The organism is Cyanobium sp. Alchichica 3B3-8F6 (genome assembly GCF_024346435.1).
GTDB lineage: Bacteria > Cyanobacteriota > Cyanobacteriia > PCC-6307 > Cyanobiaceae > Cyanobium_A.
Genome location: NZ_JAGQCZ010000002.1, coordinates 47849 through 70163, shown reverse-complemented (window position 1 = coordinate 70163; position 22315 = coordinate 47849). Strand labels below are relative to the sequence as shown.

The 22315-nt window shown below is 68.2% G+C and carries 23 protein-coding genes and 2 tRNA genes; 13 read left to right on the top strand and 12 right to left on the bottom strand.

Features of this window, described 5'->3' with window-relative positions; all coding sequences use genetic code 11:
• Positions 1–10: 10 nt before the first annotated feature.
• Entirely contained in the window at positions 11–247 is a 237-nt protein-coding gene (locus tag KBY65_RS02125) for a hypothetical protein (protein WP_094560950.1), read from the bottom strand.
• Positions 248–370: 123 nt separating this feature from the next.
• Entirely contained in the window at positions 371–1822 is a 1452-nt protein-coding gene (locus KBY65_RS02120) for a DEAD/DEAH box helicase (RefSeq protein ID WP_255000365.1), read from the bottom strand.
• A gap of 48 nt (positions 1823–1870) precedes the next feature.
• On the opposite strand from KBY65_RS02120, the gene KBY65_RS02115 reads away from it, so the two are divergent.
• From KBY65_RS02115 to KBY65_RS02095, 5 genes are all read left to right on the top strand, one after another.
• Positions 1871–2137: a hypothetical protein gene (locus KBY65_RS02115; protein WP_315860018.1), complete on the top strand. Its 267-nt coding sequence runs from the start codon at positions 1871–1873 to the stop codon at positions 2135–2137.
• Between the two features lie 133 nt (positions 2138–2270).
• Entirely contained in the window at positions 2271–3416 is a 1146-nt protein-coding gene (locus tag KBY65_RS02110) for an NAD(P) transhydrogenase subunit alpha (RefSeq protein ID WP_255000364.1), read from the top strand.
• The gene (locus tag KBY65_RS02105; RefSeq protein ID WP_094560956.1) at positions 3416–3721 is read left to right on the top strand and encodes an NAD(P) transhydrogenase subunit alpha; all 306 of its coding nucleotides are present in this window, start codon (positions 3416–3418) and stop codon (positions 3719–3721) included. Before KBY65_RS02110 ends, KBY65_RS02105 begins: the two co-directional genes overlap by 1 nt.
• Entirely contained in the window at positions 3721–5145 is a 1425-nt protein-coding gene (locus KBY65_RS02100) for an NAD(P)(+) transhydrogenase (Re/Si-specific) subunit beta (protein ID WP_255000362.1), read from the top strand. Before KBY65_RS02105 ends, KBY65_RS02100 begins: the two co-directional genes overlap by 1 nt.
• Before the next feature lie 8 nt (positions 5146–5153).
• Positions 5154–6197, top strand: coding sequence for a YheT family hydrolase (locus KBY65_RS02095; protein ID WP_255000361.1), 1044 nt, complete (start codon positions 5154–5156; stop codon positions 6195–6197).
• On the opposite strand, the gene KBY65_RS02090 is transcribed toward KBY65_RS02095, so the two are convergent.
• Positions 6160–6519 carry a (2Fe-2S) ferredoxin domain-containing protein gene (locus KBY65_RS02090; RefSeq protein WP_255000359.1) on the bottom strand — a complete coding sequence of 120 codons (360 nt, stop codon included), beginning with the start codon at positions 6517–6519 and terminating at the stop codon, positions 6160–6162. The two genes, KBY65_RS02095 and KBY65_RS02090, sit on opposite strands and share 38 nt — an antisense overlap.
• A 24-nt stretch (positions 6520–6543) precedes the next feature.
• The gene (locus KBY65_RS02085; protein WP_255000357.1) at positions 6544–7794 is read right to left on the bottom strand and encodes a 1-deoxy-D-xylulose-5-phosphate reductoisomerase; all 1251 of its coding nucleotides are present in this window, start codon (positions 7792–7794) and stop codon (positions 6544–6546) included.
• A 51-nt stretch (positions 7795–7845) separates the two neighbouring features.
• Between KBY65_RS02085 and KBY65_RS02080 the strand changes: the two genes are divergently transcribed.
• From KBY65_RS02080 to KBY65_RS02065, 4 genes are read left to right on the top strand one after another with little or no spacing between them, the layout of a single operon-like run.
• Positions 7846–8787: a DUF368 domain-containing protein gene (locus KBY65_RS02080; protein ID WP_255000356.1), complete on the top strand. Its 942-nt coding sequence runs from the start codon at positions 7846–7848 to the stop codon at positions 8785–8787.
• Complete coding sequence (locus KBY65_RS02075; RefSeq protein WP_255000355.1) at positions 8780–9511, top strand: RluA family pseudouridine synthase; 732 nt, start codon at positions 8780–8782, stop codon at positions 9509–9511. Before KBY65_RS02080 ends, KBY65_RS02075 begins: the two co-directional genes overlap by 8 nt.
• Positions 9447–10847, top strand: coding sequence for a sodium-dependent transporter (locus tag KBY65_RS02070; RefSeq protein WP_255000354.1), 1401 nt, complete (start codon positions 9447–9449; stop codon positions 10845–10847). Before KBY65_RS02075 ends, KBY65_RS02070 begins: the two co-directional genes overlap by 65 nt.
• Before the next feature lie 59 nt (positions 10848–10906).
• Positions 10907–11128 (top strand): hypothetical protein, encoded by a 222-nt coding sequence (locus KBY65_RS02065; protein ID WP_255000353.1) that lies wholly within the window; start codon positions 10907–10909, stop codon positions 11126–11128.
• A 20-nt stretch (positions 11129–11148) separates the two neighbouring features.
• Here KBY65_RS02065 and cysS read toward each other — a convergent pair whose 3' ends face one another.
• Entirely contained in the window at positions 11149–12591 is a 1443-nt protein-coding gene (gene cysS, locus KBY65_RS02060; RefSeq protein WP_094560972.1) for a cysteine--tRNA ligase, read from the bottom strand.
• Between the two features lie 11 nt (positions 12592–12602).
• Positions 12603–15602, bottom strand: a complete 3000-nt coding sequence (polA, locus tag KBY65_RS02055; protein ID WP_255000351.1) for a DNA polymerase I — start codon at positions 15600–15602, stop codon at positions 12603–12605.
• 249 nt (positions 15603–15851) lie between these two features.
• Between polA and KBY65_RS02050 the strand changes: the two genes are divergently transcribed.
• The 3 genes from KBY65_RS02050 to KBY65_RS02040 are packed head-to-tail and all read left to right on the top strand — an operon-like array spanning position 15852 to position 17928.
• Positions 15852–16481 carry a DUF1643 domain-containing protein gene (locus KBY65_RS02050; protein ID WP_255000350.1) on the top strand — a complete coding sequence of 210 codons (630 nt, stop codon included), beginning with the start codon at positions 15852–15854 and terminating at the stop codon, positions 16479–16481.
• A complete protein-coding gene (locus KBY65_RS02045; RefSeq protein WP_094560978.1) occupies positions 16439–16681 on the top strand; it encodes a hypothetical protein in 243 nt (80 codons plus the stop codon). Before KBY65_RS02050 ends, KBY65_RS02045 begins: the two co-directional genes overlap by 43 nt.
• Positions 16678–17928, top strand: coding sequence for a cation:proton antiporter (locus KBY65_RS02040; RefSeq protein WP_255000349.1), 1251 nt, complete (start codon positions 16678–16680; stop codon positions 17926–17928). The genes KBY65_RS02045 and KBY65_RS02040 overlap by 4 nt, the downstream gene beginning before the upstream one ends.
• Here the strand turns inward: KBY65_RS02040 and gltX are convergent.
• From gltX to rplS, 5 genes are all read right to left on the bottom strand, one after another.
• Entirely contained in the window at positions 17860–19317 is a 1458-nt protein-coding gene (gene gltX / locus KBY65_RS02035) for a glutamate--tRNA ligase (protein ID WP_255000348.1), read from the bottom strand. The two genes, KBY65_RS02040 and gltX, sit on opposite strands and share 69 nt — an antisense overlap.
• Before the next feature lie 68 nt (positions 19318–19385).
• Positions 19386–19459: transfer RNA gene (locus KBY65_RS02030), tRNA-Asp, on the bottom strand.
• Between the two features lie 162 nt (positions 19460–19621).
• Positions 19622–19810, bottom strand: a complete 189-nt coding sequence (locus tag KBY65_RS02025) for a hyperconserved protein Hcp (protein ID WP_006043540.1) — start codon at positions 19808–19810, stop codon at positions 19622–19624.
• Between the two features lie 36 nt (positions 19811–19846).
• Positions 19847–19919, bottom strand: a tRNA-Trp gene (locus tag KBY65_RS02020).
• 92 nt (positions 19920–20011) lie between these two features.
• The gene (gene rplS, locus KBY65_RS02015; RefSeq protein ID WP_254987734.1) at positions 20012–20521 is read right to left on the bottom strand and encodes a 50S ribosomal protein L19; all 510 of its coding nucleotides are present in this window, start codon (positions 20519–20521) and stop codon (positions 20012–20014) included.
• A gap of 146 nt (positions 20522–20667) precedes the next feature.
• Here rplS and map point away from each other — a divergent pair, with 146 nt between their 5' ends.
• Complete coding sequence (map, locus tag KBY65_RS02010; protein ID WP_094560986.1) at positions 20668–21522, top strand: type I methionyl aminopeptidase; 855 nt, start codon at positions 20668–20670, stop codon at positions 21520–21522.
• Between the two features lie 8 nt (positions 21523–21530).
• Here the strand turns inward: map and KBY65_RS02005 are convergent, their stop codons facing one another.
• Positions 21531–22262, bottom strand: coding sequence for an NAD-dependent epimerase/dehydratase family protein (locus KBY65_RS02005; protein WP_094560988.1), 732 nt, complete (start codon positions 22260–22262; stop codon positions 21531–21533).
• Between the last annotated feature and the right edge of the window lie 53 nt (positions 22263–22315).

Here is a 22315-nt window from a genome sequence, read left to right as displayed (position 1 = left end):
TTGAGTTAACTCAAATTTCCAGGAGTCCGTCGCTTTCCGGGCAAATGCCCTGGCCCAGGTCGTTGGGCACCATCAACACGCTGGCGGCCAGGAGTTCGGGATGCTCCTCCAGGCAGAGCAGCCACTCACGGAATTCTTCTGTGACCGCAAAGCTTTCTTCGTAGTGCTCGAGGCAGTCGAGGGTGGCGCGACGGGCCAAAGCCCAGCTGACGGCAACGGTGAGACGGCGATTCACTGCTGCGTTCATGCTCCGCTCTCCCCCTTGGTTGGAACCACGCTGCCGGGGCGTGCGCCCGGATGAGGTATTGGTTGACACAACGTCGCGTATTTGCAGTAAATGCTTGTATTTCTGCAGCACGGATAGCGCCATTTAGTGCAGAAAACCCGGCAGCTGCGGTCCGCCCATGCGGATCACTTCTCCCAGGTGCTCATCCACCGCTTCCAGGGGGAGCTGGCCGCCCCGGGCAAGGCCGCCGGCATCGCTCAGTGGGGCCGCCAACTTGGCGCGGATCAGATAGGGCTCGCTGAGCGACCAGCTGCGGGCGTAGCGGATCAACAGCGGGTCGGCGGGGGCAAACACGAAGGAGGCATCCCGCGGCACCCCTTCCACTGCGGCTCGGTGGCCATCCATGCGCACGGCCCGGGTGATCGCCTGCACAAAGCGGCTGCGGGTGACCACGGTGGTCAAGTAGGCCACCACCCGCAGCCGCGGGGCATCGAAGCCTTCGGCGCACATGTCGACGCTCACCAGCCAATCGGCTTCCCCGGCCTGGAAGGCAGCCAGGCGCGCGGCGGCGTCCGGATCCTGGGAGTGCACCAGGTGGACCCGATCGCCCTCCTCCTCCAGGAGCCCTGTGATGCGGCGGGCGTGGGCGATGTCGCGGGCGATCACCAGCCCTCCCGCCTCGGGATGACTGGTGCGCACCCGCTCCAGTCGCTTGCGGGCATTGAGCAGCAGCCGCAGGGCAATGCTGCTGCTGTCGCCCAGTTGGATCGCCCGGCGCAGATTGCGGGCCCGCCAGCTCTCGCGCACTTCGGCCGAGAGGGGCGAGGTTTCGGTATCGGCGCTGGCCTGGGGCCGGCCGTGCTCCACCCAGCCGTCCTGAAAGCGGAATTCCAGCGGCCGCACGTCTCCGGCCAGGATCAAGTGGCGCGGTTCGACGCTCAGGTCGGGGACGATCCGCTCGATCACGTCATCACCCTCCTGCACCCGCACCCGGCGGGCGGCGCAGAAGGCCAGGTTGTCGGCCCGGAAGGGGGTGCCGGTGAGCCCCAGTCGCAGCTGGGCTCCGGCGGTGAGCTGGCTGAAGGCGAATCCCCAGGCGGCGGCTTCCGGTTCGTCCGGATCGAGGCCCAGGTGGTGCACCTCATCGGCAATGGCCAGCCAGCGGCCGAGCCCGGCCTCGGGCAACCTGGCTTCGAGATGGCTGCGGTGCCGGCCGGCGCTCTGGTAACTCAACAGCAGTCCATCCCAGGCGCTGGGGGCCCCCAGGGCGGCCAGCCCCTGCTCGGGGTCCCACTCCCGCAAACGCAGGTTCAAGCGTTCTGCGGCCGCCAGCCACTGGCGGGCGATCGAGCTGCGGTGGCAGAACACCAGAAAGCGATCGAGCCGTTGCTCCCGCTGCAGGGTGTGGAAGCTGAGCAGGGCGCCCAGCGTCTTGCCGGCTCCCGGGCCGGCGTGAATCAGCACGTCGTGACCGCCCGGCTGGCTATTAACCAGGCGGGCTCGCAGCAACTGGATCAGGCGGCTCTGCCACTGCCTGGGCCGGATCCCAGGAGTTGCCGGCGCCTTGATGCCCAGATCAAACGAGGGGAAGGCCATCGCGCCATTGTGGCCAGGGTGGCCGGGCCGTCAGCAGGCTTGCGGCAAATGAGTGATGTGGCCTATGGGTTTGGGCCCAGCCGTGCCTACGTTCGGGCCATTCACAAGGTCTGCGCTGCGCTCGCCATGGCCCATCCCTGCTCCGATCCCAATGGCTGGGCCTGGCCCCTCGCCCAGCAGCAACGCCATCTCAACCAGTGCTGGGCCCTGGAATGCGACATCGATCCGATGATCCTGCGGGCCCGCCACCTGCGTCACCAGGGCGCCCTGCCCCAGGCCAGTTGCGTGGAACAGGAGCTCTTGCCCCTGTTCTGACTCCCTGCCGGGTTGGCCGGGCAGCTGCTAGATGGGCAACTGCGATGGGCAACTGCGCACATTTTCCTTCAGTGTGTTGCCCCCAGTAGGGGCATTCCCCCCTAATAGAACGAGAGGGCCTCTGGGGATCCACTTGGCTGATGTCTTGATCCTGCGGGAGCGCAGTGCTGGGGAGTGCCGAGTGGCGGCTACCCCAGAAACGGTGCGGCGCCTGCGGGCCCGCGGCCTGAATGTTCGATTGGAACAGGGGGCGGGCCTGGCTGCCGGGTTTGCCGACGCCGACTACGCCGATGCCGGCGCCCAGCTGGTGGAGTCTGGGGCCGGCCTTGGCGGGGGAGTTGATGCGGTGCTCTGCGTTAACCCGCCAGCTGCCGAGGTGCTCGATCAGCTCAAGCCCGGCGCCTTGGTGGCCGGGCTGCTGGCTCCTTACGGAGCGGCGGCGATGGTGGAGCAGCTCCAGGCCCGCCGCGTTTCGGCTCTGGCCCTGGAGCTTTTGCCCCGAATCAGCCGGGCCCAGAGCATGGATGTGCTGTCGTCGCAGGCCAACATCGCCGGCTACAAGGCGGTGCTGCTGGCGGCGGCGGCCCTCGATCGCTACGTGCCGATGCTGATGACGGCCGCCGGCACGATCCAGCCAGCCCGGGCCCTGATCCTCGGTGCTGGGGTGGCCGGTCTGCAGGCCCTGGCCACGGCCCGGCGGTTGGGAGCGGTGGTGTACGTGAGCGACGTGCGGCCGGCGGCCAAGGAGCAGGTGGAATCGCTGGGTGGGCGTTTTCTGGCGCCGCCCGAGCAGGAGGAGCGCCCGGCCGAGTCGGGCGGCTATGCCAAGGCGGCCAGTGAGGCTTTCCTGGCGGCCCAGCGGCAGCAGCTGGCCGAGCAGCTGGCCCTGGCCGACATGGTGATCTGCACTGCCCAGGTGCCGGGCCGGCGGGCACCACGGCTGATCTCCGAGGAGATGCTGGCGGGCATGCGGCCCGGCTCGGTGGTGGTGGACCTGGCGGTGGCCCAGGGCGGCAACTGCGCCGGCACGGTGTGCGGCCAGACCGTGGAGCGCCATGGGGTGCTGCTGATTGGTGGCGACGGGTTGCCCAGCTCCGTGGCCAACCACGCCAGTGCCCTTTATGCGCGCAACCTGGCTGCCCTGGTGGAGCACGTGCTCGGTGAGGGCGGCTTCCAGCTCGACGAGCTGATCACCCAGGAGGACCCGATCGTGGCGGGTTGCCTGCTCACCCACGCCGGCGCTTGCCGTTTCCCCGACCTCGTTTCCGGAGCCAACTGATGAGTGCCCTGACCCAAGCCCTGTGGGTGCTGCTACTCGGCAGCCTGCTGGGCCTTGAATTGATCGGCAAGGTGCCGCCCACCCTGCACACGCCGCTGATGAGTGGCGCCAATGCCATCAGTGGCATCACGATGCTGGCGTCGCTCACCCTGATCGGCCAGGCCAACGGCCAGGTGCCCTTGTTGGTGTTGGGTTCCCTGTCGCTCGGCTTCGCCCTGTTCAACGTGGTGGGCGGCTTCCTAGTCACCGACCGCATGCTCGCGATGTTTTCTCGTAAAAAGACCCGCTCCGGGGGGGCACGCTGATGGCCGGACTGAATCTGTTGCCCGCCCTGATCGACCTGGTGGCGGTGTTGCTGCTGGCCCTGGGCATCAAGGGCCTCTCCAAGGTGAGCACGGCCCGCTCCGCCAATGGCCTGGCCGCCCTGGCCATGGGTCTGGCGGTGCTGGGCCTGCTGATTCAGCAGCCCCTCAGCCCCCAGGCCTGGCTCTGGATTGCCATTGGCACCACCGTGGGCGGGTTGCTGGGGCTGGTCACCGCCCGGCGGGTGCCGATGACAGCCATGCCCGAAACCGTGGCCTTGTTCAACGGCTGCGGCGGCATGGCGTCGCTGCTGGTGGCCCTCGGTGTGGCGCTCTACGGCTCGGGAGGCTCCCCGGGGTTGGTGGAGCAGATCTCGATCGTGATCTCCGTGTTTGTGGGCGCGATCACCTTCAGCGGCTCGATCGTGGCGATGGGCAAGCTGCAGGGCTGGATCGACACCCCCGGCTGGACCCAGAGCTCCCTGCGCCACGGCGTCAACATCGCCCTGGCGGTGGCCTGTCTGGTGGGGGCTTTGGCCCTGCCTGGGGCGATGGCCGGCTCTCCCCTCTGGCTGCTGGTGGTGGCCTCGAGCTTGCTGGGCATTGGCGTCACCCTGCCGATCGGCGGGGCCGACATGCCCGTGGTGATCTCCCTGCTCAACTCCTATTCCGGGGTGGCCGCTGCCGCTACCGGCTTTGTGGTGGGCAGTCAGCTGCTGATCGTGGCCGGCGCCATGGTGGGCGCAGCGGGCCTGATCCTCACCCAGGTGATGTGCACCGCCATGAACCGCTCCCTGGTGAGCGTTCTGTTCGGCGGCGCCCTCGGGGGTTCTGCGAGCGTGGGCGGTGGCGGCGACGAGGCGGGCTACACCCGCATCACCAGCTGCAGCGCCGAGGAATGCGCCCTGGCGCTTGAGGCCGCTGAGCGGGTGGTGTTCGTGCCGGGCTACGGCCTGGCCGTGGCCCAGGCCCAGCACGCTCTACGGGAGCTCTCCAAGCTGCTGGAGGCCCATGGGGTGGAGGTGAGCTATGCGATTCACCCGGTGGCCGGCCGCATGCCGGGCCACATGAATGTGTTGCTGGCGGAGGCCGACGTGCCCTACGAGCAACTGCTCGAGATGGACACGATCAACCCCGAATTCCCCCGCACCGATGTGGTGATCGTGCTGGGCGCCAACGACGTGGTGAACCCCGACGCCAAGAGCGATTCCAGCAGTCCGCTGTACGGCATGCCCGTGCTCGAAGTGGATCAGGCCCGCCAGGTGTTTGTGGTCAAGCGCAGCCTGGGAGCGGGCTACGCCGGCATCAAGAACGCCCTGTTTGAGCTGCCCCAGACGGCCATGGTGTTTGGCGATGCCAAGGTGGTGCTGAATGGCCTGCTCAGCGAGCTGCGCAGCATGGGCGTGGGCAAGAAGGCGGCCGCCTGAAGCGGGTGATGCAGGAGCTGGTGCAGGGCCTGGGGCTGGCTCCATTCCAGCAGCGCTGGCCCTGGATCGGCCCCGACCTGCAGACCCTGCGGGACACCTTCAAGCCGCCCCTGTTGCCGCCGGATCAGGGGGAACCCCTGGCCCTGGCGGTGGGGGATCAGGCCTCCCTGCTGGCAATGGTCGACCCGCCGCGGCCGGTTGCTCCTGGCCAGCGGGCGGAGCCGCGGGGCTTGGTGGTGTTGCTGCATGGGCTGGGGGGATCCAGTGAGCGGGAAGGCCTGCGGCGGATGGGCCTGAGTCTGCAGGCCGCTGGTTTTGCGGTGTGGCGGTTGAATCTGCGTGGGGCGGGCCCGGGCCGGCCGCTGGCGCCGGGCACCTATGCGGCCCGCTGCGATCGCGATCTCTTGCCGGTGCTGCTTCGAGCGCGCGAGCAGGCCGGAAGCCGGCCGCTGCTGGGGGTGGGGATTTCGCTGGGGGGCACGATGCTGCTGAACGCAGCCCTGGCCGCCCCGGGGGCGTTGGATGCACTGGTGTGCACCAGCAGTCCGCTGGATCTGGCCCGCTGCTCCCAGCAGATTGAGCAGCCCCGCAACCGCGTCTACCAGCGCTGGCTGCTGCGCCGGCTCTGTGCCCAGACCCTCGCCGATCCCTTCGGGGTGAGCGCCGCCGAGCGCTGGGCGCTGGAGGGTCCGGATCGCCCCCGCACGATCCGCGCCTTCGACGCCGCCATCACCGCCCCCCGTTGGGGCTACCGCTCAGTGGAGCACTACTACCAGGAGGCCTCGCCCCTGCCCCGGTTGCTGGGTGCCCATGGGGACGGCAGCAGCGACCCACCGGCCCTGCCGCCCACCCTGTTGCTGCATGCCCTCGACGATCCCTGGGTGCCGGTCAGCGGTGCCCAGGCCCTGGCGGCCCAGTCGCTACCCGGGGTGGAGGTGGAGTTCACGGCCCGTGGTGGCCACAACGGCTTCCATGGCGTCGGCGATGCCCCACTGAGCTGCTGGGGCGATCAGCTCACGGTGCGCTGGCTGAACCGGCTGCTGGTGCGCTGAAGGACATGCGCTTGAGGATCCAGGCCTCGATCGGGGTGCCGCCGAGCACGTGCTCCCGCAGGATCCGCTCGATGCGCTCGGGGGTAACGCCGCCGTAGACGATGCCCTCGGGCCAGATCAACAGGATCGGGCCCTCGGCGCAGATGCGCAGGCAGTCGGCCTTGGTGCGCAGCACGATCCCCTCGGGGCGTTGCGGATCCTCCAGGCCCAGCTCGCGCACCAGGCGCTTGAGGGTGTCCCAGCTGGCGGCCCCCACGGCTGGATCGGGGCAGCAGAGCGCTTTGTTGGGGGTGGCGCAGAGCAGCAGGTGGTGGGAGATCACGAAGTTTTCACCACTGGCGCTGGCTCAGGCGGGGAGTGCGGCGGTGGGGCGAGCGTTCAACCGGGCTGCAGCCTCACGCACCGCCTGACGGGACCAGGCGTCCACGGCCAACACGTCGGACAGGGAGGGGTTGGCGGTGAGGTCGGCCTGGTGGCGATCACACACCACGTCGATCAGTTTCGGAATATCGAGGAAGTGGATCTGCTCCTCGAGGAAGAGAGCCACGGCCTGCTCGTTGGCGGCGTTCATCACCGCCGGCATGGTGCCGCCAGCGCGGCCGGCTGCGTAGGCCAGCTGCATGCAGGGGTATTTGGCCGGGTCGGGGGCGCGGAAGGTGAGCGAGCCCACTTCGGTGAGATCCAAGCGGCGCCAGGGGGTGGTGAGCCGCTCCGGCCAGCTGAGGCAATACAGAATCGGCAGCTTCATGTCGGGCCAGCCCAGCTGGGCCAGCACCGAGGAATCGGTCAGCTCCACCATCGAGTGGATGATCGATTGCGGGTGGATCACGATCTCAATGGCGTCGTAATCCAGGCCGAACAGGTAGTGGGCTTCGATCACCTCGAGGCCCTTGTTCATCAACGACGCGCTGTCGACGGTGATCTTGCGGCCCATGCTCCAGTTGGGGTGGCTGGTGGCATCAGCCACGGTGGCCTTGGCCAGATCAGCCGCATCCCAGTCGCGGAAGGCGCCGCCGCTGGCGGTGAGCTGGATGCGGCGCAGGCCCGGGGTGGGCACGCCGGTGGAGAGCCGCGCGGTTTCGGCGTAGGGGGTGCCCTGCAGGCACTGGAAGATGGCGGAGTGCTCCGAATCGGCCGGCAGCAGCCGCGAGCCTGATTTCGCCAGCTCCGGCAACACCACCGGGCCGGCGGCGATCAGGGTTTCCTTGTTGGCCAGGGCCAGGTCTTTGCCGGCGCGGATGGCGGCCAGGGTGGGCAGCAGGCCGGCGCAGCCCACAATTCCCGTCACCACCAGATCGGCCGTGGGCCAGGCGGCTGCTGCGCAGAGGCCGTCGGAGCCGCCCAGCAGTTCGGGCAGCTGGGCCGGCCGGGCGGCGGGCTCCAGGGCGTTCAGCCGCTCGCGCAGCTCGGCCACGCGTTCGGGATCGGCCAGCGCCACCGCCTCGGGGGCGTGGCGGCGGATCTGCTCCACCAGCAGATCGAGGTTGTTGCCGGCGGTGAGCGCCACCACCCGGAAGCGATCCGGAAACTCCTCGGCCAGCTCCAGGGTTTGGGTGCCGATCGAACCAGTGGAGCCCAGCACGCTGATGGCTTTCACGGCGGGTCCCCTTAAGGTTTCGGCGACTCAGTCTCCCATTGCCCCCTGCTGATGACCGAAGCGCGTTCGCTGGCTGCCCAGCCTTCGCGGCCCTACGTGCTGCTGTGCGGGTTGGCCATGGGTGCCGCCGATGTGGTGCCCGGCGTCAGCGGCGGCTCGATGGCTTTCATCCTGGGCATCTACGCCACCCTGCTGGAGGCCATCGCCGGCTTCGATCTGGGGCTTTTGAAGCTGATGGGCCAGGGGCGCTGGGCGGCGGCGGCGGCCCGCGTGCGGCTGGGTTTTCTGCTGCCGCTGCTGGCTGGTGTGGCGGCTTCGGTGCTGCTGCTGGTGCGGCCGATCACCTGGCTTTACGAAGATCACCCGGTCTTTTTGTTTGCCTTCTTCTTCGGCTTGATCGTGGGTTCGATCGTGTTGATCGCCCGCCAGGCCCACTGGGGAAGCAGCGGGCTGGTGGCGATGGCGATTGGGGCGGCGGCGGCGCTGGTGTTCGTCACGCGGGTGCCGGTGACCATGCCCCACGACCCTTTCACTGTGTTTTGGAGCGGGGCTGTGGCGATCATGGCGATGATCCTGCCGGGGATTTCCGGCTCCTTCCTGCTGCTGATCCTGGGCCAATACCAGCACGTGATGGAGGCCGTCAAAGGACTCGACCTGCCGACCCTGCTGCCCTTCGCCCTGGGCTGCGTGGTGGGGCTGCTCAGTTTCGTGCGGCTGCTGCGTTGGTTGCTGCAGCGCTGGCATGGCCAGACCGTGGCCCTGCTGGTGGGTGTGATGGCCGGCTCGCTCTGGAAGATCTGGCCCTTCCGCACCGTTCTGGACAGCGCCACCAACGCCAAGGGCAAGCTGGTGGTGCTGCGCGATGCCCTGGCGGCTCCCCCCGATGCTGGGGCCCTGGTGGTGGCGCTGCTGCTGGGGGCACTCGGCGTGGCCCTGGTGGTGGGCCTGGAGTGGCTGCAGCAGCGCGTTGGCGTGGCCGAGATGGGTGGCTGAGCTCCTGGGGCAGGACCTGGCTGACGTGGAGCTGGTGTTTTGCGACTCCTGGCTGCTGGCGCTGGCCAAGCCGTCGGGCCTGCTGAGCCAGCCGGGGCTGGGGCCCGAGTTGGCTGATTCGCTGATCAGCCGCGCCCAGCGCCGCTGGCCCGAAGCCCGGCTGGTGCACCGCCTCGATCGCGACACCTCGGGCCTGATCCTGCTGGCCCGGGATGCCGACACCCACCGACTGCTGAGTGGCGCCTTTGCCGATCGGCGCGTGCACAAGACCTACCTGGCGCGGGTGCAGGGGGTGCCGGCGGCCCGTGGCGGCCTGATCGATCAGCCCCTGGCGCGCCTCGCCACCCGGCCGCCCCGCTATGGCGTGGTGCCGGTGGCGGCCGGCGGCAAACCGGCCCTCACCCGCTGGCGGCGGCTGGATCCTTGCCGGTCTGGCAGCACCCTGCTGCTGCAACCCCATACCGGCCGCTCCCACCAGCTGCGGGTGCACCTCGCCTGGCTGGGGCATCCGGTGCTTGGCGATCCGCTCTATGGAGATCCGGCCTCAGCACCACGCCTGCTGCTCCATGCCGCCGGCCTGCGGCTGCGCCATCCCGTTACGGGGGCGCCGCTGCGCTTGCGGTGTGCCGGACACTGGGGCAACTTCGGCAGCCCCCTGGATGGTCCGCCCCCGTTCAAGCCAGCCAGCCCCGAGCCCCTCAGCTCCAAACCCTGCTGCCGTTGAGCGGGGCCGCCCGCCCGAGAGCTGGGGCTCGGCCCTGAGCTTTGTGCTGGCGGCCGCCGGCAGTGCGGTGGGGTTGGGCAATCTCTGGGGCTTCGCCTACCGGGCCTCCCAGGGGGGCGGGGCGGCCTTCGTGCTGCTCTACGTGCTGATCGTGGCCCTGGTGTGTCTGCCGGTGCTGGTGGCCGAGATGGTGCTGGGCCGCAGCACAGGCCACTCCCCACTGCTGGCACCGATCACGGCTGGCGGTCGCCGCTGGGCGCCGCTGGGCTGGTTGTTTCTGGCGGCGGCCGTGGGGATCCTGGCTTACTACGCCGTGCTGATGGGCTGGACCGGCCTGAGCCTGGTGGAGGCGCTGCTGCGCGAGCTGCCGGCTGACATGGCCGCAGCGGAAGCCCATTTCGTCGGCATCAGCAACGGCGGCCCGGCGGTGCTGGGCCAGGTGCTGAGCATGGGCCTCACCGGCCTGGTGGTGGCGGCCGGGATTCGGCGCGGCATTGAGCGGCTCACCAGCTGGGGCGTGCCGCTTCTGTTTGTGTTGCTGCTGGCCCTGGCGATCTGGGCGAGCTTCCTGCCGGGCGCCCAGGAGGGCTACCAGGGCTTTTTGCTGCGCTGGGATCCCAGCAAGCTGATCGATCCCACCACGATCCGCAACGCGTTCACCCAGGCCTTCTTCTCGATTGGTGCTGGCATCGGCTGCATCCTGGCCTACGCGGCCTACCTCGATCAGAGCAGCGCCCTGCCGCGCGAGGCCGTGAGCGTGGTGGGGCTCGACACGGCCGTGGGCCTGATGGCGGGTTGCGTCACCTTCCCCGTGGTGGCCAGCTTTGGCCTGGGCGATGTGGTGAGTGGCAGCACGGTGGGCGCCCTGTTCATTGCCTTGCCCACCGGTCTGGCTTCGCTGGGGGGAGCCGGGCGGCTGGTGGCGGTGTTGTTTTTCGCCCTGGCCTACATCGCGGCGATCACCTCATCGGTGTCGCTGCTGGAGGTGCCGGTGAGTTCGCTGATCGACCGGCTGGGCTGGAGCCGACGCCGCACCACCTGGTTGTGCGTGCTGGCGATCACCCTGCTGGGCCTGCCCGCCGCCCTCAACGTGACGGTGCTGGAGCGCATGGACGCCCTGTTTGGTGGGGTGCTGCTGATTGCCGCGGGGTTGGCGATGGCGGTGCTGCTGGGTTGGGTGGCCCCCCAGCGCCTGCAGTCCGACCTGGCTGGCTGCGACAGCTCGCCGCGGCTGCAGCGGCTGCTGTTGTTTGGCTTGCGCTGGGTGTCGCCACTGGCGATCGCAGTGGGCTTGACCGTGTCGATCGCCGATCTGCTGCACAGCTGGACGGGCTAAAGCTGCCCCCGGCTCCATCGCTGCTTCGTAGGCTCCGTGGGCTGCCGAGGCTTGGGCCCGTGAACGCTTTTTTCCAGCGCTGGAATTTCATCGAGCGGGCCCGGCTAGAGCGCCAGCTGTGGGATGCCTTCGAGCGCAAGGAAGACCTGGAAGCGCTGGTGGAAACCTGCCCGCCCGGGTTTCAGAAGGAGGTGTGGATCGCCACCCTGCGGCGGATTCGCAAGATCGAGCGGCTGATGCAGGGTCAGGAGGCGCCGGCAGCCGGCAGGGGCGAGGACTGACGCCTCAGCTGCGCAGCCACTCAGTTCCGCAGCCACTCGGTGACGCCGCCGGGTCGGTCGATCAGCTCGATGCCCTGGGCCTTGAGGGCGTCGCGGATGCGGTCGGCCTCTGCGAAGTTGCGGGCGGCCTTAGCGGCCTGGCGCGCCTCGATCTGGGCTTGAATCTCATCGGTGCTGGGGCCTTCTGTTGCGGCTTGGGCGGCATCGCCGGCTTCGGGTTCGAGGCCCAGCACCCCCGCCAGCTCCCGCAGCAGCTCGCCCTGGGCGGCCAGGGATGGGCTGGTTGCCTCGGCAGCGGCGCTGGTATCGCCCCGCTCCAGCCGGTTGGCGAGCGCGCGCAGCGGTTTGGCCAGCTCAAACAGCACCGCCAGGGCTGCTGAGGTGTTGAGGTCGTCGTCCATGGCGGCGGTAAAGCGCGCCCGGGCGGCGGCGAGTTCTGGGGTGGCGCCGGGTGCGGCGCTTGCGGTGCTGGCCAGGCCGAGGGCGGCGTTGAGGCCCTTCCAGCCGGTGGCGGCGGCCTCGAGGGCTTCGGCGGTGAAGTCGAGGGGCTTGCGGTAGTGGGCCTGCAGGGTGAACAGGCGCAGCGTCATCGGTGAGACCCCCGAATCCAGCAGGGCGCGGATGGTGGTGAAGTTGCCGAGGGATTTCGACATCTTCTGTCCGCCCACATTCACCATGCCGTTGTGCAGCCAGTAGCGGGCCAGCTGTTGGCCGGTGGCTGCTTCCGACTGGGCGATCTCGTTTTCGTGGTGGGGAAAGATCAAATCGGCACCACCGAGGTGGATGTCGATCGTGTTGCCCAGCTCCTCGCGCACCATCGCCGAGCACTCGATATGCCAGCCCGGCCGCCCCGGTCCCCAGGGGGAGGGGAAGCTGGGCTCGCCGGGTTTGGCGCCTTTCCAGAGGGCGAAGTCGAAGGGGTGCTGCTTGCGGGCTTCCTCTTCCGTGCCCACCCGGCCCGCCGCATTGTCCTGCTGTTCGGCCAGATCGCGGCCGGAGAGCTTGCCGTAGCCGGCGTGCTTCATCACGGCGAAGTACACATCGCCATCAGCGCTGTAGGCGGCCCCTTTGGCCTCGAGCTCCTCAATCAGGGTGCGAATGGCATCGAGCGATCGGGTGGCCCGGGGCATGCGATCCGGCGGCAGGATGTTGAGCCGGGCCATGTCGGCCACGAAGGCCTCGATGTTGCGCTCGCTCACCGCTTCCATCGAGCTGCCCTCCTCGGCGGCGCGGCCGAGGATCTTGTCGTCGATGTCGGTGTAGTTCTGCACGAACGTCACCCGGTAGCCGCTCCAGCTGAGGTAGCGGCGCAACACATCCCAGGCGATGTAGCTGCGGGCGTGGCCCAGGTGGCAGAGGTCATAGACCGTCACCCCGCAGCAGTAGATGCTTACCTCCCCCGGCACTAGGGGCTCAAACGGCTCGACGCGGCGGCTGAGGGTGTTGGTGAGCTTCAGGGTCATTAGGCTAGCTGTCACTTCGCATCCATCCAGTTAGGGCCGACGCCGGTTTCCACCACCAGGGGCACCGAGAGGGTTACGGCCCGCTCCATGGTTTCACGCGTCAGGGTGAGCACCGGCTCGAGCGCTTCGGGAGCCGCCTCCAGCACCAATTCGTCGTGCACCTGCAGCAACAGCCTTGCCGGACACTGGGCCGCCTCCAGCTCGCGATGCAGCTGGACCATCGCCAGCTTGATGATGTCGGCGCTGGAGCCCTGGATCGGCGCATTGGCGGCGGCCCGCAGCTGCTGGGCCTCCATGCCGCCGCGGCGGGCCACCTCCAGGTCGATCTCCAGGGGATCCTTGCCGCGCAGGCGGCCTAGGCCGTTGGGATCGAAGTGGAACGGCCGGCGCCGGCCCAGGATTGTTTCCACGTAGCCCCTGCTCAGGGCCAGCCGCTCCTGCAGCTCAAGGAAGGCAAACACCTTCGGGTAGCGCTGTTTGTATTTGGTGAGGAAGTCTTTGGCCTCGGCCTGGCTGACGCCCGTTTCCCTGGCGAAGCGCTGGGCGCCCATGCCATAGATCACGCCGAAGTTGATCGTTTTGCCCAGGCGGCGCTCATCCGGCGTCACCGTGTCCTTCTCCAGCAGCAGGCGGGCGGTGAGGGCATGCACGTCATCACCCGTGCGGTAGGCCTCCACCAGCACCTCCTCGCCGCTGAGGTGGGCCAGGATACGAAGCTCGATCTGGGAGTAGTCGGCGCTGATCAGGCTCCAGCCTTCCTCCGGCAGAAAGGCTTTGCGGATCCGCCGCGAAAACTCGGTGCGGATCGGGATGTTCTGGAGGTTGGGGTTGCTGCTGGAGAGCCGGCCAGTGGCCGTCACCGCTTGGTTGAAATCGGTGTGCACCCGCCCCGTTTCCGGCTCCATCAGCACCGGTAGGGCATCCACATAGGTGCTCTTGAGCTTGCTGAGGGTGCGGTGCTCCAGCACCAGAGGCACCACTGGGTGGGCGTCTTCGAGTTTTTCGAGCACCGCCGCATCCGTGCTCCAGCCGGTTTTGGTCTTGCGGGATTTCTTGCGGTCGAGCCCGAGGGTGTCGAACAACAGCTCGCCCAGCTGCTTCGGCGAGGCCAGGTTGAAGTCGACCCCAGCGGCCGCTTTGGCCTCGGCATCCAGGCGCTCGAGCGTGGTTTTGAGCTCGCTGCTGAGTTCGCCCAGGTAGGCGGTGTCGATGCGGATGCCGGTGGCCTCCATCAGGGCCAGCACCGGCTCAAGGGGCAGCTCCAGCTGGTCGAGCAGCTGGGGCAGGGCCTCGCCCATGGCCGTGAGCTCGCGGCGCAGCAGCTGGGCCAGGCGCCAGGTGAGGTGCACATCCATGCCGCAATACAGGGCGGCTTCGGCGATTGCCACGGCGGCAAAATTGGCGCCCTTGGGCACCAGGTCGGTGTAGCTGGTGGGGGTGAATCCGAAGTTGCGCGCGGCCATGGCCTCGAGGCCGTGTTTGTCGCCGGCATCGCGCAGGTAATCGGCCAGCAGGGTGTCCATCACCACCCCGCCCAGCGGCAGGCCGTGGCGCAGCAGGATCAGTCGGTCGTACTTGGCGTTCTGGAGGGCCTTGGGGTGGGCGGCGCTGGCGAGCCAGGGGGCCAGGGCGGTGAGCACCGCATCCAGGGGCAGCTGAGGCGGTGTTGCCGGCGGCTCGCTGAGCAGATCGGGCGCCTGCGGGCTGTGGTGGCCGATCGGGATGTAAGCGAGCTCGGCCCGGCCGTCGCCCCAGGCCAGGCCGATGCCCACCAGCTCGGCCTGGAAGGGATTGAGGCTGGTGGTTTCGGTGTCCAGGGCCACGGGCCGCCCGGGGTCGGTGCAGCTGTTGAGCTGGGATACAAGGGTCGCCAGGGCCTCGGGGCTGGTGATCAGCTGGGGCTGCAGGGCCGGTAGCCCAGTGTTGAGCGGCTGATTGGGATCTGTTGAACGTTCTGTTTCACAACCTGAAACCTGATTTGCGGTGGCTGTGACGGCCGCACCGCCCGCGGGGCTGGATCCCTCGCTGGGCTGCGGCGGCACGGCCGAGAACAGCTGGGCGAAGGTGGGCACTTGTTTCACCAGGCTGTAGAGCTCCAGTTCCTCGAGGCTGCCGGCCAGGGCCTCGGCCTTCACAGCCCCCAGTTCCAGCCGCGGCTCGGCGGGCAGGGGAATGTCGATCAGGATTTCGGCCAGCATCCGCGAGCGGTAGGCGTTCTCGCGGTCGGCGCGCAGTTTGTCGATCAGGGCTCCCTTGAGGGCCCCCTGGGCGGGCTTGGGGCGGGAGGCGTCGGACTCGGCCAGCTGGTCGAGGGCGGCGTAGATGCCGTCCACATGCTCGAACTCCTTCAGCAGGTTGATGGCGGTCTTGGGGCCCACGCCCTTGACGCCGGGGATGTTGTCGGAGCTGTCGCCGGTGAGTGCCTTGAGGTCGACCACCTCCTCCGGGGTGACGCCGAGCTTGGCGATCACGCCGTCGCGGCGGATCTCCGTAGGGCCGCTGTTTTTGGCGTAGGGGCCGCCGCCCATGTACAGCACGGCGATGTCGCGCTCGTCGTCAACCAGCTGGAACAGGTCGCGGTCGCCGGAGAGAATCCGCACCCGCCAGCCGGCGTTGGCAGCCCGGTTGGCCAGGGTGCCCAGCACGTCATCGGCCTCGTAGCCCGGCGCCATCGCCAAGGGGATGTCGAGACTTTCGGCAAGGATTTGCTGCAGGTTGGCCAGATCGGCAAAAAAGTGCTCCGGCGCCTCGTCCCGGTGGGCCTTGTAGGCCGCGTCGGCCTCGTGGCGGAAGGTGGGCTCGGCCGTGTCGAAGGCCACCACCAGACCATTGGGCTTGAGTCCCTTGCAGTTGTCAAGCAGGGCCTTGAGGAAGCCGTAGGTGACGCTCGTGGGGATGCCCTCTTTCGTGCTCAGGCCCCCCTCGCCGCCTTTGGAGAAGGCATAGAAACTGCGAAAGGCCAGGGAGTGGCCATCGATCAGCAGCAGCAGGGGCTTGGTGCCAGGGGCCACGGTGCTGCAAGCGGTGATGGGTCGAGCCAGCCTGCCAGAGCTCAGGGGGTCAATTCGGATGCCGCGATTGTCACCACGGGGTCAGCCATGCTCAGGCTAGGGATCGGGGCCCAATCTGCACTGGGTGTGCCGTGTCGTCGACTGTCCGGGCCCTGTTCTCCTGGCCCTGTTGTCGGGATCCTCTTGTCGACGCCTCTCAGAAATGTGGTTCTTTTTGTGGTCACAATTTTGACAGGAGACGCCGAGACCATGCAGGCGACCACGACCACGGCGACGGCCACCGCCAGCACCAGCACCGCCACCTTCAGCCCCTGCGGCCAGTACCGCTGGTGGCTGGAGCGGGTGTGGGAGCCGGCGGCGCCGCGGCTGATCTTCATCGGCCTCAATCCTTCGCGGGCCGACGGCCGGCGCGACGATCCCACCCTGCGGCGGCTGCTGGGCTTTGCCCGCTGTTGGGGCTACGGCGCTTTGGAGGTGCTCAATCTGTTTGCCCGCGTCAGCCCGTCGCCCGCGGTGCTGCGCCGCGCTGCGGATCCGGTGGGGGGCGCCAGCGATGACTGGATCCGGCGGCGCCTGGTGGCGAATCCTGAGGCCACCTTTTGGCTGGGCTGGGGCAACCAGGGGGCCTGGCGGGGGCGGGATCAGGTGGTGCTTGCGTTGCTGGTGGGTCGCCGTTTGGGGGCCCTGGGGCTCACGGCCGCCGGCCAGCCCCGTCATCCCCTCTATGTGGCCGGCGATGTTGCGCTGCAGCGCCTGGCATGGCACAACCCTGAGGCTCTGGGGCATCCTGTGGGCATGCCCGAGTTCTCCGTCCCCCCGCCGCCGGCAGCGACGCCATGTCCCGCATCCCCCGCCGCTACGCCGTGCATCTGCACATGAGCGGCGGCCAGACCGAAACCGTCCACTTCCAGACCCTGGAGGCCTTCCAGCAGTGGTATGGCGGTGTGCTGACGGCCTCATCGCCCGACACCTTCGTGAACGTGCCGATCAGTGATCTGGAGGGCGAATACCTGGTGGTGCGACCCAGCGGCGTGATCGGCATCCACGTGGAGCCCAAGTTCAACGCCCTCGATGAATGACACCTGAGCGGCTGGGTCTGCTCTGGGGCGTCACTGTTTTTTCCGGGGCGATCGCCCAGGCTCTGGCCTGGCTCACGGGTTTGCCCGGGGTGGTGCTGTTGCTCAGCGCCGGCCTGGTGATTGGCCGCTCCGGCTTTGGTTTGGTGGAGCCCTTGGATCTGGGTCCAGGCCTGGGCACGGTGGTGGGCCTGCTGGTGAGCCTGGTGCTGTTTGACGGCGGCATCAACCTGCGCTTGCCCGACGATGGCACCAGGCAGGCGGTGCTGCGCATCGTGCTGGTGCGGCTGGTGCTGGCCCTTGCCGCCGGCCTGCTGGCCGCCCACTGGCTGGCCGGGCTCAACTGGTCGCTGGCGGCGGTGTTCAGCGCCATCGTGCTGGCCACCGGGCCCACGGTGGTGAATCCGCTGGTGCGCCAGATCCGCCTCTCGCCGCCCCTGGGCGAGGTGCTGGACGGCGAGGGGTTGGTGCTGGAGCCGATTGGGGCTGTGCTGGCCCTGCTGCTGCTGGAGCTGGCGCTGGGCGATTTGCACGGTTGGCGGGAGCTGGCTCAGGGGCTGCTGCAGCGGCTCGGCGGTGGGGTGGCGATCGGGGCCGTGTGCGGCTGGGTGCTGGCTGAAGTGCTGCGCCGTATTCCTGCCCAGCCGGCCGGGGCCCTGCGGCTGCAGCTCACGGTAGGCAGCCTGTTCCTGATGTTCAGCGGCTGTGAGCTGCTGCTGCCCGAATCGGGCTTGCCGGCGGCCGTGGCGGCCGGGGTGGTGGTGGGTCGCCGTCCTGACACCGACGCCGCCGAGCTCGATGCGCTGATCCGCCAGCTGGCCCAGTTGGCGATCACGATGCTGTTTCCCCTGCTGGCGGCTGATGTGAGCTGGGCCGAGCTCAGCCCCCTGGGCTGGGGCGGCGTGGCCTGCGTGCTGGTGTTGATGCTGGTGGTGCGCCCCGTGGCGATCGGCTTGGCCACCTGGGGCCTCGACTTCAGCCTGCCCCAGCGGGCCCTGCTGGCCTGGTTGGCGCCCCGCGGCATCGTCACGGCTGCCGTGGCCAGCCTGTTTGCGATCCGCCTGGAGCAGGCTGGGGTGGTGGGGGCCGGCCGCCTGCAGGGGCTCGTGTTTCTGACGATCCTGCTGACCGTGGGCCTGCAGGGCCTCAGCGCCGGTCCCCTGGCCCGCAGGCTGGGGCTCTCAGAGGCAGCGGCTGATGCGGAGCCGGTCGGCGCCGCTGCGGTGCAGCAGCAGCCAGGTGGCCAGTAGGTCGGGACCCTGGAGGCTGCCGAGCAGGGCGGCCCGCAGGCTCTTCATGATCACCCCTTTTTTCACCCCGGCGGCGGCGCAGGCTTCGCCCAGCAGGGCCTGGGCCTGCTCAGCGTCCAACGCCCCGTCCAGCGCTGCGTTGGTTGCGGGCTCGGGCAACCGCTCCAGCAGCGCGGCGAGGGCTGGGCGGGCGCCCTCGCTGGCGAGCTGGGCCACGGCGGCCTCCTGCAGCTCCGGGGTGGTGAAGAAGGGGCGCGCCTGCTCCACCCCATCGGCGAGCAGGCTCAGGGACGGGCCGATCAGGCTGCAGAGGTCGATCTGCCAGGCGGGGTCTGAGCTGACCTGGCCGGGCTCCGTGCCCCAGCCATGCTCAGCCCACAGGGGGGCCAGCTGCTCCCGCAGGGTCTCGGGGCCGAGGCCGTGCAGCACCTGGCCATTGAGCCAGTTGAGCTTGTCCCAGTCGAAGCGCGCACCGGCCCGGTTGACCCGCTCGAAGTCGAACACTGCCGCGGCCTCGGCCAGGGTGAAGCGCTCGCCCATGCCCTCCGGCGGCGACCAGCCCAGCAGGGTCATGTAGTTGGCCAGGGCTTCGGCGGTGTAGCCCATGGCTCGAAACTCGCTCACCGAGGTGACGCCATCCCGCTTGGAGAGCTTCTTGCCCTCCTGGTTGAGGATCAGCGGGGTGTGGGCAAACACTGGAGGCTCGGCGCCGAGGGCTGCGTAGAGCAGCAGCTGCTTGGCGGTGTTGGCGATGTGGTCTTCGCCGCGAATCACGTGGCTGATCGCCATGGCGGCGTCGTCCACCACCACCACCAGGTTGTAGAGGGGGTCGCCGATCTGATCGGCGGGGGCGCGCCGGGCGATCACCATGTCACCGCCTAGGTCGCTGCCGCTCCAGCGCATCGGGCCGCGCACCAGGTCGGTCCAGGTGATGGTGGCGTCGTCGTCGATGCGGAAGCGGATGGTGGCTTCGCGGCCCTCGGCGATGAAGGCTTGCTGCTGCTCGGGCGTGAGATCGCGGTGGCGGTTGTCGTAGCGGGGGGCTTTTTTCTCGGCGGCCTGCTGCTCGCGCATGGCGGTGAGCTCCGCTTCGCTGGCAAAGCACCGGTAGGCCTGGCCGGAATCGAGCAGCTGCTGGATCGCGGCCCGGTGCTCGGCGATGCGGGCGCTCTGGATCACTGGATCGCCGTCCCACTGGAGCCCCAGCCACTGGAGCCCGTCGAGGATGTTGGTGGTGTATTCAGCCTTGCTGCGCTCTTTATCGGTGTCCTCAATGCGCAACAGAAACTGCCCGCCCTGGCGCCGGGCAAACAACCAGTTGAACACCGCCGTGCGGGCGGTGCCGAAATGCAGGGTTCCCGTGGGGCTCGGGGCCAGTCGCACACGCACTGGACGAGAAGCTTGCCCTGCCACGGACTGCGCAGCACCCACAGGGACAACTCCTAATTCAGGGGAAACGGGACTGACGGGATTCGAACCCGCAACTTCCGCCGTGACAGGGCGGTGCTCTAACCGGTTGAACTACAGTCCCAGTCAGCCTTTCGGCGTTCTGTGTCGTGCTCGGGGTTTGACCCTTGAGCAACTTGAAAAGTATCCGTGATCGCCGGTCCGATCGTCAACCAACTGGGCAAAAGACCAGCGAATGCAAATCAGACCGGCATCCCGAATGGGCATTGCGCAGCCTTAGGGCTGATCAGGGGCGAAAGCCCGCAGGCTCAATCAGGCGCACCTGATTTCCCCGTGCCGTGAATTCACGACCTTGATCGCTCTGAACGACCACACGGCCACCGGATTTCACCCGGATCACCCGCGCCCGAACCCACCCCAGAGCGGCTGATTCGAGCACCTTGACCACATCTCCGGGTTGTAGATCCAACTCCATGCTCGAAACCTGGAAACTGCAAAATGGGACATCGAACGCGCCGTGGAGGACTTGAACCCCCGACATCAGGTTTTGGAGACCTGCGTTCTACCAACTGAACTAACGGCGCAAGGCCGATGCCCCGTAAACATGAGGCCGCTTTTGTTAAACCACCCTGTCTGAAGAATGCTCGTCAGACAGTGAGGAAACATGTTGGCAACCTCAGCGGTCGAAGCGTTGCTTGACCCGTGTGGCTTTACCCACCCGATCGCGCAGATAGAAGAGCTTCGCCCGACGCACCTTACCGCGGCGCTCCACTTTCACGGAAGCAACCTGGGGGCTGTGCAGCATGAAGACCCGCTCCACACCGATGCCCTGGAAGATGCGGCGCACGGTGATGGTCTCATTGAGACCGCCGTGGCGCTTGGCGATCACCACCCCTTCGTAGGGCTGCACGCGCTCCTTGTTGCCCTCGCGAATTCGCACACCCACCTTGACGGTGTCACCGACGTAGATCTCGGGGAGTTCGTCCTTGAGCTGTTCGGCCTCAAAGGCGCGGATCAGGTCCTGGGCGCTGAGCTTGCCGGTGGTGGCCTTCACGGACGTGGCGGGCTTGGCCTGCACAGCGGTGGCCGTGCTCGCTTCTGCCGTCTTGGTCTCGGTGGCGCTGGCCTCCTCAGAACCCTGCTCTGCCGGGTTTACGGCTTGATTGTCTGTCGACTCCGTTGCCATCTCAGCTCCGCGACGCCTTGCCAAACCGACAGTGTACCGGCTGAGGTGTCGCTCTTCCCTCAAACGCCATGCCTGAGCCCGCAACGATCCGGTCCCATTGGTAGCTTGAAGGTGAGCCTTTTCCATCGCTGCCGGCGTCTCCCAGCATGAATCTGTTTGCCGATCTGCTGGCCAGCACCAAGGGGTCTGCCGGCAGCGCAGTGGTTGAGACCGGCCCCCGCATTCAGAAAGGTCGCCGCGGGGTTGAGATCAAATCGGCCCGCGAAATCGACACGATGCGCCAGGCCAGCCGCATCGTGGCCACGGTGCTGCGCGAAATCCTGGAGATGGCGGCCCCCGGCATGACCACCGGCGACCTCGACCGCCACGCCGAGAAGCGCATCCGCGAGATGGGTGCCACCCCTAGCTTCAAGGGGTATCACGGTTTCCCCGCCAGCATCTGCGCCTCGATCAACAACGAGGTGGTGCATGGCATCCCCAACAGCAAGCGCGTGATCCAGGCCGGCGATCTGGTCAAGATCGACACCGGCGCCTACTTCGACGGCTACCACGGCGACAGCTGCGTCAGCCTCTGCGTGGGGGAGGGCGCCACCGAGGAGGCCCAGACCCTCTGCCGGGTGGCCCAGGAATCGTTGATGAAGGGACTGGCCCAGATCAAGGCCGGCAACACCCTGCTGGACATCGCTGGTGCCGTGCAAGACCACGTGGAAGCCCATGGCTTCGCGGTGGTCGAGGACTACACCGGCCACGGCGTCGGCCGCAACCTGCACGAGGAGCCCTCGGTGTTCAACTTCCGCACCCGGGACATGCCCAACATGAAGCTGCGCCCGGGCATGACTCTGGCGGTGGAGCCGATCCTCAATGCCGGCAGCAAGGCCTGCCGCACCCTCAAGGACCGCTGGACCGTGGTGACCGTGGATGGCAGCTGGTCGGCCCAGTGGGAACACACCATCGCTGTCACCAGTGATGGCTGCGAAATCCTCACCGACCGCGAGTTCTAAGCTCCAGCTCAGCGGCTGGGGCGCGTTAATGCCTTGAAGTAGGCCCAGCGGCCCAGGCTGGTGAGCGGCATCAGCACGTAGGTGAGGGGGTTGGGGGTGACGATGATCAGGTTGAAGCCCAGGCGGGCCTGGGCCAGCACCTGGGAGGCCACGAAATCAGCCCCCATCACCCCGATCGGGTTGAGGGCGGAGCGGAATGGTCCCAGCACCAGCCGGCGGATCCGCAGGGGCCCTTCGGCTCCGGCCAGATCCAGGGCCCGCAGGCTCACAAGTGTGCCCAGCAGCCGTTTGCTCAGCTCGTAGAGCGGGCTGAAGGCTGGTTGGATCTCCGCTTCGGAGGTGTTGATCCACACCTCCGCCCGGGGGCGGCCGTTGCTGGGCCGCTGCTGCACCACCTCGGCAAACAGCTCCAGCAGCCGCCAGCTGCTGAGGGCGTTGACCTCCAGGGCCAGCTCTGTGGTTTCGCGGCTGCGGGCCTGTTGCTGGTTGACACCGTGGTTGAGCACCAGCACATCGACCCGCTCCAGCAGCGGTCGCAGGGCCTGCTCTTCGCCGATCTGCCATGACACCTGCTCGAGCGCGATGGTTTCGCCGGCGTCATCGCGCAGGTCGAGGGGCCGGGTGCTGCTGGTGAGGGCCACCAGCTGCGCGCCCTGGCGCGACCACCGGCGCAGCAACGCCTGTCCGAGGCTGCCGCTGGCGCCGGTCACGGCCACGGTGCACGCATAAGAACTGGACATGGGCCTGGTGCAAACGGCGGCTGAGGTATCACCATGGTGGAATTCCGCCGACG